Origin of the sequence: Dietzia sp. SLG310A2-38A2 (assembly GCF_014145095.1) — a bacterium.
Lineage (GTDB): Bacteria > Actinomycetota > Actinomycetes > Mycobacteriales > Mycobacteriaceae > Dietzia.
In genome coordinates, this window is record NZ_JAALDX010000218.1 from 1 (window position 1) to 11928 (window position 11928).

Below are 11928 nucleotides of genomic sequence, written 5' to 3' on the forward strand. Positions count from 1 at the left end.
TGGGGGGCGCGCGCTGGCACTGGCGCCGGCGCTGGCGCCCCCGCGACCGCTACCGCGGGTCAGCCGATCGTCAGTTGGCCGTTCGCCTCGGTCACCGGGACCACGTCGAGCGGCCGCGGGGCCGGCGCGAGGGTGTTGCTGCCGTCGGTGGCGTCGTACTCGGCGCCGTGGAGCGGACACCGCAGGTGCAGGTCGCGGACCACCTGGACGGTCCCACCCTGATGGGTGCAGCGGGCCGAGTAGGCGACGAACTGCCCTTGCGTGGGCTGCGCGACGATCACCGTCGCGTCCCCCGACTTGACCTGCTTGGCGGTCCCGACTGGCACGTCCGCGGCGGGGATCGTGGTGGCCTGCACCTCGGTCGTCTGCTGCACAGTGGACGGCGGCTGCGCGGGTTCGGTCATCCCGCACGCGGAGGCGATCCCCGGCAGCAGGATGATCCCGGGCAGGGCGGCCAGGACGGTGCGGCGCTGCGTGCACGGTCCGACGGTGACGGATGCGGCGGCGGGGTGCTCGGTCATACGGTCCATCGTATCGGGCGCCGACGGCGGACCTAGGCTGGCGACATGACCGTCCGCCGTCTCGAGCCCCACGCCACCACGATCTTCTCCGAGGTCACCCAACTCGCCGTGCGGTTCGAGGCCGTCAACCTGGGGCAGGGCTTCCCCGACACCGATGGCCCCGCGTCGATGATCGAGGCCGCCGTGCGTGCCATGCGCGAGGGCCACAACCAGTACCCACCCGGGACGGGGGTGTCCGAGCTCCGGCACGCGATCGTCGCCCACGAGACCGGGCACACGGGTCTGGTCCACGATCCGGACACCGAGGTCCTGGTGACGGTCGGCGCCACGGAGGCGATCGCCGGCGCGGTGGTGGGCCTGGTGGAGCCCGACGACGAGGTGGTGGTGATCGAGCCGTACTACGACTCCTACGCCGCCACCGTCGCGATGGCCGGGGCCACCAGGCGCGCGGCGAGGATGGTCCGCTCGTCCGGCCGCTTCCGCCTGGATGTGGACTCACTGCGGGCGGCGTTCTCCCCGCGGACGCGGGCCGTGCTGGTCAACTCGCCGCACAACCCCACCGGAGCGGTGCTGCCGCGGGAGGACCTCGAGCAGATCGCGGCGTTGTGCCACGAGTTCGATTCGATCGCGATCTCGGACGAGGTCTACGAACACCTGACCTACGACGACAACGAGCACATCTCGATCGCCACCCTGCCGGGGATGGCCGCGCGGACCCTGCGGATCTCGAGCGCCGGCAAGATGCTCAACTGCACCGGCTGGAAGATCGGATGGGTGACCGGGCCGGCCGAGCTGGTCGCGGGCGTCCGGGCAGCCAAGCAGTACATGAGCTACACCGCCGGCACGCCACTACAGCTGGCCGCCGCCCACGCCCTGGAGCACGAGGACGAGTGGATCCGGGCGCTGCGGGCGCAGATGCAGGACCAGCGGGATCAGTTGGTGGACATCCTCACCGGTGTCGGGTTCGACCTCGCCGTCACCCAGGGGACCTACTTCCTCACCGCGGACCCGCGCCCGCTCGGCGTCACCGACGCCGCGTCCTGGTGTCTTGGGCTGCCGGAACGGATCGGGGTGGCCGCGGTCCCGTTCGCGCCGTTCACCGACACCTACTCCGACGAGTGGTCGCACCTGGTGCGGTTCGCGTTCTGCAAACGGCCGGAGGTCCTGGCGGAGGCGGGTCGCAGGCTCCGCGCGCTCGCCAACTGAGGCAAAACGGAGCACGCTCCGGACCGACTCGCGCGAGCGTCTCGCAGGGCCTACGGTGGTTGCCTGGCGCGCCGGTCGGCGCGCCCGTGCGTCGACGAGGAGTACCCGAGTGTCCCACTACCGCAGCAACCCGCGCGACCTGGAGTTCGTCCTGTTCGAGGTGTTGGGGCTCGACGAGATCCTGGAGCGGGATGACACGGAGCTCGACGGCGAGACGGTACGCACCATGTTGCGGGAGGCCGCCGCCCTGGCGGAGGGGCCCGTGGCGGCCTCGTTCTCCGTCGCCGACCGGAACCCGCCGACGTTCGACCCCGAGACCCACGAAGTCACGCTCCCGCCGGAGTACGTGGCCTCGGTCCGCGCATGGCAGGACGGTGGGTGGGGTCTGGTCGGAGTGGATCCCGCGGTCGGCGGAGTCGCGGCGCCGCGCATGGTCACGTGGGCCATCACGGAGTTCCTCCTGGGGGCCAACCCGTCGATCTTCATGTACCTGTCCGGACCACTGTTCGCCGAGATCATGCACACCATCGGCAACGAGCAGCAGCAGAAGTGGGCCGCCCGGATCATCGACCGGAACCACGGCTCGTCGATGATGCTCACCGAGGCCGAGGTGGGCTCGGACGTCGGTGCCGTTCGCGCCAAGGCGATCGAGCAGCCCGACGGCACCTGGCACATCGAGGGCGCCAAGCGGTTCATCACCGGCGCCGACTCAGGCGACCTGTTCGAGAACATCTGGCACCAGGTGCTCGCCCGGCCCGAGGGCGCGGGCCCCGGCACCAAGGGCCTGAGCTACTTCCTGGTCCCCAAGTACCTGCCGGACCCCGAGACCGCGGCGCCCGGCGAGCGCAACGGCGTGTTCGTGACCGGGATCGAGAAGAAGATGGGGCTCACCGCCTCGGCGACGTGCGAAGTGTCCTTCGGGGCACACGGCCGGCCGGCCGTCGGCTTCCTCGCGGGGGACTCCCACCTGGGCATCAAGCAGATGTTCAAGACCATCGAGGCCGCGCGGATGATGGTGGGGACCAAGGCGATCTCCACCCTGTCCACGGGATACCTCAACGCGCTGGAGTTCGCGCGGGAGCGCGTGCAGGGCAACGACATGGCCGACGCCGGGAATCCCGATGCCGGGAAGGTCACCGTCATCCACCACCCGGACGTGCGCCGGTCACTGCTCACGCAGAAGGCGTACGCGGAGGGCCTGCGCGCGGTGTACCTCTACGCGGCCGCCCACCAGGACGTCGTGGCCGCGCAGGTCGTCTCGGGCGCCGGCCCGGAACTGGCGCACACCGTCAACGACCTGTTGCTCCCGATCGTCAAGGGCGTGGGGTCCGAGCGGTCCTATCAGTGCCTGGCGGAGTCGCTGCAGTGCTTCGGCGGCTCCGGGTACCTCAGGGACTACCCCCTCGAGCAGTACATCCGCGACGCCAAGATCGACTCCCTCTACGAGGGCACCACCGCCATCCAGGCGCAGGACTTCTTCTTCCGGAAGATCATCCGCGACGGCGGGACCGCGCTCGGCCACGTCGCCGCGCAGATCCACCGGACGGTCGACGAGGCCGGACCCGCCGAGCTCGAGTCCGTCCGCACCGCGGTGGCGGGCGCCCTGGCGGATGTCGAGTCCATGGTCGGGACCCTGACCGGACACCTCATGTCGGCCCAGGAGGATCCGGAGTCGCTGTACCTCATCGGGCTCGGCGCGGTGCCGCTGCTCATGGCGGTCGGCGACCTCCTGGTGGGGTGGATGCTGCTGCGCGAGGCGACGGTGGCCTCGGGCCGACTGCCCGACGCCACGGGTGACGACCACGACTTCTACACCGGCAAGGTCGTGGTGGCCGGCCACTTCGCGCGGACCCACCTGCCCCAGGTCGCCGCCGCCCGCGCCACCGTCGAGGCCCTGGAGCTGGACGTCATGCAGATGCCGGAGGCCGCCTTCTAGGCCGGCCCCGCCAGCTCGTCGCGAAGAGCGTTCCGCACACATCCGCCGAGAGCGGGGTGCGCGGAACGCTCTTCTCGATGGAGCTACGGGGACGGGGTGTCGCTCAGCGTCCGGTGGTGAGCACGATCTTGCCGACCGCCCCGCGGCCGTCCATGAGCTCGAGCGCCTCGGAGGCCTTGTCCAGCGGGAACTCCGCGCCGACGAGCGGGTCGAGCTTCCCGGCGGCCAGCAGCGGCTCCACCTCGGCCCACTGCTTCTGCAGGTATCCGGGGTTGCTCATCCAGTACTCGCCCCAGCCCACTCCCACGGCACTCTTGTTGCCCAGCAGCAGACGGTTGACCTTGACCGTGGGGATCTCGCCGCCGGTGAAGCCGATCACGAGGATCCGCCCCTCCTGGCCGAGGCAGCGGATGGAGTCGGTGAACCGGTCACCGCCCACGGGGTCCACGACGATGTCCACGCCCTTGCCGCCGGTGAGCTCCTTCACCGCGTCCTTGAACCCCTCCGGCGCGATGGCGTCGGACGCACCGGCCTTCAGTGCCAGGTCCCGCTTCTCCTCGGTGGAGGCGACCGCGATCACGCGGGCGCCGGACGCGACCGCGAACTGGGTGGCGGCGATCCCGATGCCGCCACCCGCGCCGTGCACGAGAACCGTCTCCCCGGGCTGGAGCCGGCCACGGTGGGCCAGCGCGAAGTGCACGGTCAGGACGTTCATGGGGACGGATGCACCCTGGGCGAAGGTCAGCGAATCGGGCAGCCGGAACACCTGGGAGGGGTCGGTGGAGACCACCTCGGCGAATCCGCCGAGGCCGGGGAAAGCGCACACGCGGTCGCCGGCGGCGAAACCCGAACCCTCGGGGGCGGAGCGGACCACGCCGGCCACCTCCGAGCCGGGCACGAAGGGCAGCGGAGGCGACATCTGGTACTTCCCGCGGCTCTGGAGCACCTCGGGGAAGGTCACCCCCGAGGCGTGGACGTCGATGAGGACCGCTCCCGGCTCCGGCTCGGGGAGGTCCACCACCTCGAGGGCGGCGGGTCCGTCATGGGATGAGATCTGGATGGCACGCATGGACCCATAGTGTCAGCCCGCTCACCCGCCTCGGGGGGACAGGGCCGACCGGATCACGGGTCGGTGGGCACGGGCTCACGGGTCGGTGGGTACCGGCGGGTTCGGATCGGCCGTCTCCGGGCGGCGACGGAACCTCCGGCGGCGCAGGAGGTGGAGGGCGAGTCCCACGGCCACCACGACCTGCCCCACCTGGAAGGCCAGCGCCATCACGATGAACTCCCGCCCGAACGTGGTGGGCAGGACCAGGAGCAACGCGCAGATGGCCAACAGTGCGACCGTGAGGATCTGGCCCCCGGCCAGAAACCGGCGCGGGTTGGTGACGAGGCGGCCGCGGGAGAGCAGCAGTATGGAGTTCAGCGCCACGAGCAGGCACACCGGCACCCCGATCTGAGCGGGGAACAGGAACAAGACCACGAACAGCGGGTGCGAGCTCAGGGTGACGGTCCCGGTGGCGAGGAACTGCGGGACGCTCCACAACGCGGTCAGTAGAGCGCAGGACACGGTGATCCACGAGCCGCCCACCAGGATCCGCACCCGACGAGGATAACCGTGCCGCACACGGAGCGGGGCCCCGCCCACCTCGTGGACGACTCACCCCCGCCGGGTCACCTGCGGTTCACTCCCTGGTCAGGGCCTCACCGATGGGGACCTGCCCGTCCGAGAACTCGATCGTGCGACCGACGGTGTCCGGCCTGCGCAGGACCGCCGCCGTGACGGCTGCCACGGCGTCCCGACTCGTGGCCCGGTCATCGCGCTTGTCGGCGCCCACGCCGATCGACTCCCCGCCGGCGTCGTCGGTGAGCATGCCCGGACCGAGGATCGTCCACTGCAGGTCCGAATCCCTGAGATGGGCATCCGCGGCGGCCTTGGCCTGCGCGTACGGGTAGAACGAATCGTCCTCGGGCACACCGTGGTCAGGGCCGGCCCCGTCGTAGGAGATCATGACGTAGCGCTCGACACCCTCCTGTACGGACGCGTCCATGGAGCGGATCGCCGCGTCGCGGTCGACCGCGTAGGTGCGGTCGGCGCTCCCGCCACCGGCGCCGGCCGCCCACACCACGGAGCCGCTGCCGCGCAGCACCTCCCGAAGTCCCTCCACGTCGAGTTCCTCGACATCCGCGACGACGGGCGTCGCACCCACCTCGCGGATGTCGTCGGCCTGGTCCGGATTCCGGATGACCGAGTTCACCTGGGCGCCCGCCTCCGACAGGATCCGGGCGGCACGGAGGGCGACCTTGCCGTGGCCGCCGATGATGGTCACAGGGCGTTCGATACTCATGGCCTCCGTTCTACTCCTCCGTCCCGCTCCGTGCGCCCGACCGGAGCGGCGGCGCATCACCCAGACCCGCACCCCGTCAACAGAGACGCAGCTCACGATTCGGGGGCGGCCGTGCCCGATCCGGTCACAACTCCACAACGACACGCCGCGCGCGCCCGTGTGGGTTCGCGTCGTGTCGGACCGGGCGTGCATCATGTGCACATAAGCCGGTGTTCACCGGTACACCCTCAGTTCTGCCTCGGAGTCACGCATGTCCTTGTCCCGGTCCGGGTCCCTCTCGCGCTCGGCGGCGCAGGTCCCCCTCGTCATCCTCGCCGGGCTACTCGCCCTCCTGCTCGTCGCCACCGGATGCACCATCCCGGTCCCCACGGGTTCGGCCGGGGAGACCACCCCGACCACCTCGACCGAGACGCAGGAGGCGCCGGTTCCGGCGACACTCCGGGTCACCCCGGCCGACGGTGCCACCGACGTCGCCGTGGTGGACGGCGTCCGGGCCCTCGTCGAGAACGGCTCCCTCACCGAGGTGGTCCTCACCAACGACGCCGGCAAGGAGATCGAGGGGGAGCTGTCGCGGGACGCATCCTCGTGGGAGCCGGCGGTCACCCTCGGTTACGGGCGCACCTACACCCTGGACGTCACCTACCGGGGCGCGACGGGCGGACCGAGGACCGACACGCGCACGTTCACCATGGCCAACCCTCAGGCCATTATCAGTCCCACCCTCGTCACCCCGGGCGGTGGCGCCCTGGAGTCCGGCCGCGAGTACGGCGTCGGCATCATCGTGGCCGCCCGGTTCGACCAGCCCGTGGCCGACCGCGCTGCCGTCGAGGAGCACATGACGGTCACCACCGAACCCTCCCTCGAGGGCAACTGGTTCTGGCTCGACGACGCCACCGCGCACTGGCGGCCGAGGGACTACTACGCCACCGGCACCCGGGTCCGGGTGGAGCTGGACACCGAGGGCAGGAACCTCGGAGGCGGCCAGTGGGGCGGGGAGGGCGCGGAGGTCGACTTCACCATCGGCGACCGACGGGTGGCGATCGCCGACGACGTCACCAAGACGGTCTCGGTGTTCCACAACCAGGAACTGGTCAAGACCATGCCCACGTCGATGGGCAAGGGCGGGTGGGCCACCTACAACGGCGTGAGCATGCATTTCTGGACCCAGCGGGGTGTCTACACGGTCCTCGACAAGGCCAGCACGGTGCTCATGGACTCGTCGACGTACGGCCTGCCGCTGGACGTCGGATACAAGGTGACCGTCGACCACGGGGTCCGTCTCACCAACGAGGGCATCTACTTCCACGCCCTCGCCTCGTCGATGTGGGCGCAGGGCAACACCAACGTCTCGCATGGATGCCTCAACCTCTCCCCGGATGACGCGTCCTGGTATTTCGACCAGGCCGTGGCCGGCGACGTCGTCGAGGTCCGCAACACCGGAGGCCCGGAACAGGGGATCTGGCAGAACGGCGACTGGGCTGTCCCGTGGAGCACCTGGCAGAAGGGTTCCGCCGACTGAGCGATCGGTCGACACCGTTGCCCGTCTCCCGGTCGGCACGCTAGTTTCGCGTGATGGAGCCCCGCTCACCTCGGACGCGACTGCCCGGAGTCTCGATCGGCCACTGGACGGATCCGTTGGCGTTGACGGGGTGCACGGTGGTACTGCTCCCCGAGGGGGCGGTGGCGTCGCGCGAGGTGCGCGGAGGCGCCCCGGCGACCCGCGATCTCGACGCACTCGCGCCTGACAAGGCCGTGACCTCCGTCGACGCGGTCCTCCTGACCGGCGGATCCGCGTTCGGCCTGGCCGCCGCCGAGGGGGTGATGCGGTTCCTCGAGGAGGCCGGGCGTGGCGTGCCCACTCCCGGCGGACGCGTCCCGATCGTCCCGACCCTGGCACTGTTCGACCTCGGGATCGGCGACCCGAAGGTCCGCCCGACGTCGGACGACGGATACTCCGCCGCGGCCGCGGCCACCGGCCCGCACGTCGAGGTGGGGCAGGTCGGTGCGGGCACCGGGGCGTTCACGTCACAGTGGCGCGGGGCGGAGAACATCCGTCCCGGCGGGATCCGGTACACGGAGAGCACCCTGGGCGACCTGGTCGTGGGCGCGCTGTGCGCGGTGAACGCCTACGGTGACATCGACCCGGGCGGCACCGCGGTGGACCTCGACAGCGTCGCGAACCTGGTGCCCCCGTTCGACTACTCCTCCGACCGGGTGCACACCACCATCGCAGTGGTGATGACCAACGCGAGACTGGACAAGACAGCGTGCTACGTCGTCGCCCAGGGCGCCCATGACGGGCTCTCCCGGTCGCTGACACCGCCGCACACCCGATACGACGGTGACGGTTTCGTCGCCGTGGCCACCGGCGAGATGGCCGCCGACGTCGACACCGTCCGCCTCATGGCGCTCGACGCCGTCTCCCGGGCCATACGGTCCGCCGGTCCCTGACACGCCCGGCGACCCGGCTCCCCGAACGGAGTCGACATTTCCGGCGATGGGCGGGACAATCAGAAGCCACCCCCCGGGCACCGGCCCGCGGGCGACCCCGACGAAAGCGCAGGAGCACCTCCAGTGAGCCGAGCCGATACACCGGCCCGATCTATCAGCCCCCTTCTCGGAAGGGGGAACACCGGATGAGCATCGCGCTCTCACTACTCGTCGGCGTCGTGGTGGTCCTGGCGATCACCGCACTCACGGGCTACTTCGTGGCCCAGGAATTCGCGTTCATGGCCGTCGACCGCTCCCGGATGGGAGCCGCGGCGGAGAAGGGCGACCCGGCCGCGGCGCGCGTCCTCGGCGTGACCAGACGCACGTCCTTCATGCTCTCGGGCGCCCAGCTCGGGATCACCGTCACCACCCTGGTCGTCGGGTACGTGGCCGAACCGCTCATCGGCCGCTCGATCGGCGAGCTCCTCGGCCTGGCCTCGGTGCCGCAGGGGGTCGGCGTGGTGGTCGGCACGGTCCTGGCACTGCTCTTCTCGACGGTCGTCCAGATGATCTTCGGCGAGTTGGTGCCCAAGAACCTGGCCATCGCCAAACCGGAGCCGGTCGCACGCTGGTTGGCCCGTTCCACCACGATCTACCTCGGACTGTTCGGCTGGCTCATCGGCCTGTTCGACAAGGCGTCCGAGGCGCTGCTCAAGGCCGTCGGCATCGAGCCGGTGCACGACAAGGAACACTCCGCCACCGCCCGCGACCTGGAGCACATCGTGGCTGAGTCCGGCGAGACCGGCGAATTGTCCGAGGAGCTCAGTCGACTGCTCGACAGGATGCTCGACTTCCCCGGGCAACCCGCCGAGCACGCCATGATCCCGCGGAGCCGCACCGACGTGGTGCGGGCGGAGGACACGGTCAACGAGGTCCTGTCCAAGATGGCCACCGGCCATACCCGTTATCCGGTCGTCGGCGACGATTCCGACGACGTGATCGGCATCGTGGACCTCCACGACCTGCTCTCGGTGTGTGACGACGACCAGGCCGATCTCACGGCGGTGTCCGCCCTGATGCGGGCGCCGATCATCGTGCCCACCTCACTGCCTCTACCGGAGGTGGCCAACCGCCTGAGTGCCGAGAAGTCGGAGATGGCCGTGGTGGTGGACGAATACGGCGGTTTCGCGGGTGTCGTGACGATGGAGGACATGGCAGAGGAGATCGTCGGCGAGATCGCGGACGAGCACGATCCCCAGCTCGCCGCCGGGACCCCGGTCAGCGAGGGGCTGGGGTGGCTCCTGTCCGGCGACACCCATCTCGACGAGGTGGAACGCCTGCTCGAGATCACCCTGCCCGAGGTGGACGCCGAGACGCTCGGCGGGCTCGTGATCGAGACCACCGGTGACCTGCCCGAACTGGGCGACCGCGTCGACATCCCCCTCCCCACCACGGACGTGTTGGAGGAGATCTCCGCCGACCGGGTCCTCCGGACCGAGGTGCGCCGGATCGAACGACGTGTCCCCGCCGAACTGCACGTCGTGGTCGAGGAGGCCGCGCGATGAACCCCACCACCTCCCTGCTCGCCGCCGAGGCCGGATCGGGCCTCATGAGCAACCCGCTCGTCGTGGTGCTCGCCACGATCCTGCTCATCGCGGCGTCCGCGTTCTTCGTGGCCGTCGAGTTCTCCCTGATCTCGGCGCGGCGTCACCGCCTCGAGGACGCGGCAGCGTCGAGCGCCTCCGCCCGGGCCGCCCTGCGCAACGCGTCCGAGCTCACACTTCTGCTGGCGGGTTCCCAGCTCGGGATCACGCTGTGCGCGCTGGCGCTCGGCTCCGTCACCAAGCCCGCCGTCCACCACTGGCTCACCCCGGTGTTCGCCGGCTGGGGCCTGCCCTACTGGACGGCGGACGTCATCGCGTTCGTCCTCGCCCTGCTCATCGTCACCTTCCTGCACCTCGTGGTGGGCGAGATGGCTCCCAAGTCGTGGTCCATCACGCACCCCGAGTACTCGGCCACGCTGTTGGCGATCCCGATGCGGGGCTTCCTCTGGCTCACCCGGCCCCTGCTGGTGACACTCAACACCATGGCCAACCGGATCCTCCACCGTCTCGGTGTGGAGACCCGCGACGAGGTGGCCTCCGGGCAGGACGCCGACTCCCTGCGGGAGCTGGTGCGCCACTCCGGTGAGGCCGGCACGCTCGACGACACCCACCACCGGCAGCTGCTCAACGCACTGGAGCTGCAGGAACTGACCGTGGGTGACCTGTTGGGCGAGCGCGGCGTGGACACGCCCGCCGCCCCGGACGAGATGTCGTCGGTCAGCGTGGACGCCTCGCCGGAGGAGATCCGCGAGACGGCACGCCGGACCGGCCACCTGCGTCTGCTCGTGATCGAGGGCGACACCGCGGTGGGTGTGGTGCACGCGCGGGACGCGATCAACATCCAGTCGGCGGCCACGGCGCGGGAGCTCATGCGGCCGAGCCTGTCCCTCGAGCACGACCTCTCGGTGGCCGAGGCGTTCCGCAGGATGCGTGAGGCGCGGGCACACCTCGTCGTCGTCGAAAAATCGGGTGGCCACCCCGGCACCCACGTCTCCGAGGTCAGGGGCGTCCTCACGCTGGACGACGTGGTGCGGCGACTCCTTCCGGTGACCTCCGTCTAGGCCGCGGGTCGGGACGGGGTCAGAACAGACCGATCACCCTGAGCAGGCCCCACAGCGCCAGCCCGGCCATGCCGATCAACACCAGCAGCATCAGCCCCACCGCGCCGACCGCCCGCAGCAGGTAGCTGCGGGCGCCGGTGTCCACGCGCCTGCCCTCGGCGATGGTCCGGTCCACCAGGCGCAGGTTCTTGGATGTGGCCTTGTGCGCGACGTCCGCCACGTCACCCACGAAGGGGATCACGCCGAGCACCGCGTCGACCAGGTAGTTCCAACCCATGCGGAACAGGATGTGGACCGGAACCCGGTTGCGGATCGCCTCGGCCAGCACCGCGGCGGCGACCACGGTCCCCAGCGCGTCACCCACGACGGGCACCAGGCCGATCACCGGGTCCAGCCCCACGCGGTACCTGGTGCCCGGTATGCGCACCAGGTCGTCCATGACGCGCGCGAGGCCGGAGGTCACGGGGGACGAACCGGTCCGCACCACAGAACCGGTCCGCACCACATCGGGCGCGGGCCGCCTCGCCGCCACGGGCTCGGTCACCGGGTACCTCACCGGGTCGGGTCGACTGCTGGTCATGGGGGCCGAGCCTACGGGGATGGGGGCGCCTCGCCACCGCGGCCCGGAGGCTGCCCGGGAGGCGACTCCGATCGTGTTCGGGCCGGCTGGGAGTTCCGTCCGTGTCGGGTGGACATCCGTCCTGTCCGGTGCGGTGGGGCGGGGTTTCTGGTTTCGTGGAGTGATGACGCCCACGACACCGCGCCGCCAGTACCCCAGCAGCGCTGGCCGCCGACCCCGACCCGTCGCCGGACTCGTCGCGG

11 protein-coding genes are annotated in these 11928 nt (G+C 70.7%); 6 read left to right on the forward strand and 5 right to left on the reverse strand.

Going from position 1 to position 11928, the window contains the following annotated elements; genetic code table 11:
* Nucleotides 1-59: 59 nt before the first annotated feature.
* A complete protein-coding gene (locus tag G6027_RS08245; protein ID WP_182636749.1) occupies nucleotides 60-521 on the reverse strand; it encodes a Rieske (2Fe-2S) protein in 462 nt (153 codons plus the stop codon).
* Nucleotides 522-566: 45 nt separating this feature from the next.
* Here G6027_RS08245 and G6027_RS08250 point away from each other — a divergent pair, with 45 nt between their 5' ends.
* Nucleotides 567-1727 carry a pyridoxal phosphate-dependent aminotransferase gene (locus G6027_RS08250; RefSeq protein WP_182636750.1) on the forward strand — a complete coding sequence of 387 codons (1161 nt, stop codon included), beginning with the start codon at nucleotides 567-569 and terminating at the stop codon, nucleotides 1725-1727.
* A gap of 109 nt (nucleotides 1728-1836) precedes the next feature.
* Nucleotides 1837-3663, forward strand: coding sequence for an acyl-CoA dehydrogenase C-terminal domain-containing protein (locus G6027_RS08255; RefSeq protein ID WP_182636751.1), 1827 nt, complete (start codon nucleotides 1837-1839; stop codon nucleotides 3661-3663).
* 103 nt (nucleotides 3664-3766) lie between these two features.
* Here the strand turns inward: G6027_RS08255 and G6027_RS08260 are convergent, their stop codons facing one another.
* The 3 genes from G6027_RS08260 to G6027_RS08270 form a co-directional block, all read right to left on the reverse strand.
* Complete coding sequence (locus G6027_RS08260; protein ID WP_182636752.1) at nucleotides 3767-4732, reverse strand: NADPH:quinone oxidoreductase family protein; 966 nt, start codon at nucleotides 4730-4732, stop codon at nucleotides 3767-3769.
* A 75-nt stretch (nucleotides 4733-4807) separates the two neighbouring features.
* Complete coding sequence (locus G6027_RS08265; protein WP_182636753.1) at nucleotides 4808-5266, reverse strand: hypothetical protein; 459 nt, start codon at nucleotides 5264-5266, stop codon at nucleotides 4808-4810.
* Nucleotides 5267-5348: 82 nt separating this feature from the next.
* On the reverse strand, nucleotides 5349-6011 hold the full coding sequence (locus tag G6027_RS08270) for an NAD(P)H-binding protein (protein ID WP_182636754.1): 663 nt from the start codon (nucleotides 6009-6011) through the stop codon (nucleotides 5349-5351).
* A gap of 250 nt (nucleotides 6012-6261) precedes the next feature.
* Here G6027_RS08270 and G6027_RS08275 point away from each other — a divergent pair, with 250 nt between their 5' ends.
* The 4 genes from G6027_RS08275 (at nucleotide 6262) to G6027_RS08290 (ending at nucleotide 11106) form a co-directional block, all read left to right on the forward strand.
* Nucleotides 6262-7530 (forward strand): Ig-like domain-containing protein, encoded by a 1269-nt coding sequence (locus tag G6027_RS08275; RefSeq protein ID WP_182636755.1) that lies wholly within the window; start codon nucleotides 6262-6264, stop codon nucleotides 7528-7530.
* 53 nt (nucleotides 7531-7583) lie between these two features.
* A complete protein-coding gene (locus G6027_RS08280) occupies nucleotides 7584-8462 on the forward strand; it encodes a P1 family peptidase (protein ID WP_182636757.1) in 879 nt (292 codons plus the stop codon).
* A gap of 185 nt (nucleotides 8463-8647) precedes the next feature.
* Nucleotides 8648-10006 carry a hemolysin family protein gene (locus G6027_RS08285; protein WP_182636756.1) on the forward strand — a complete coding sequence of 453 codons (1359 nt, stop codon included), beginning with the start codon at nucleotides 8648-8650 and terminating at the stop codon, nucleotides 10004-10006.
* Complete coding sequence (locus tag G6027_RS08290; protein ID WP_241726937.1) at nucleotides 10003-11106, forward strand: hemolysin family protein; 1104 nt, start codon at nucleotides 10003-10005, stop codon at nucleotides 11104-11106. Before G6027_RS08285 ends, G6027_RS08290 begins: the two co-directional genes overlap by 4 nt.
* A 19-nt stretch (nucleotides 11107-11125) precedes the next feature.
* Here the strand turns inward: G6027_RS08290 and G6027_RS08295 are convergent, their stop codons facing one another.
* A complete protein-coding gene (locus G6027_RS08295) occupies nucleotides 11126-11686 on the reverse strand; it encodes a DUF4112 domain-containing protein (protein WP_241726938.1) in 561 nt (186 codons plus the stop codon).
* Nucleotides 11687-11928 lie beyond the last annotated feature (242 nt).

Coding starts and splice junctions, on each gene's coding strand:
- G6027_RS08285 (WP_182636756.1), top strand. CDS start 8,648: ATGAGCATCGCGCTCTCACTACTCGTCGGCGTCGTGGTGGTCCTGGCG.
- G6027_RS08295 (WP_241726938.1), bottom strand. CDS start 11,686: ATGACCAGCAGTCGACCCGACCCGGTGAGGTACCCGGTGACCGAGCCC.
- G6027_RS08270 (WP_182636754.1), bottom strand. CDS start 6,011: ATGAGTATCGAACGCCCTGTGACCATCATCGGCGGCCACGGCAAGGTC.
- G6027_RS08250 (WP_182636750.1), top strand. CDS start 567: ATGACCGTCCGCCGTCTCGAGCCCCACGCCACCACGATCTTCTCCGAG.
- G6027_RS08275 (WP_182636755.1), top strand. CDS start 6,262: ATGTCCTTGTCCCGGTCCGGGTCCCTCTCGCGCTCGGCGGCGCAGGTC.
- G6027_RS08245 (WP_182636749.1), bottom strand. CDS start 521: ATGACCGAGCACCCCGCCGCCGCATCCGTCACCGTCGGACCGTGCACG.
- G6027_RS08260 (WP_182636752.1), bottom strand. CDS start 4,732: ATGCGTGCCATCCAGATCTCATCCCATGACGGACCCGCCGCCCTCGAG.
- G6027_RS08280 (WP_182636757.1), top strand. CDS start 7,584: ATGGAGCCCCGCTCACCTCGGACGCGACTGCCCGGAGTCTCGATCGGC.
- G6027_RS08290 (WP_241726937.1), top strand. CDS start 10,003: ATGAACCCCACCACCTCCCTGCTCGCCGCCGAGGCCGGATCGGGCCTC.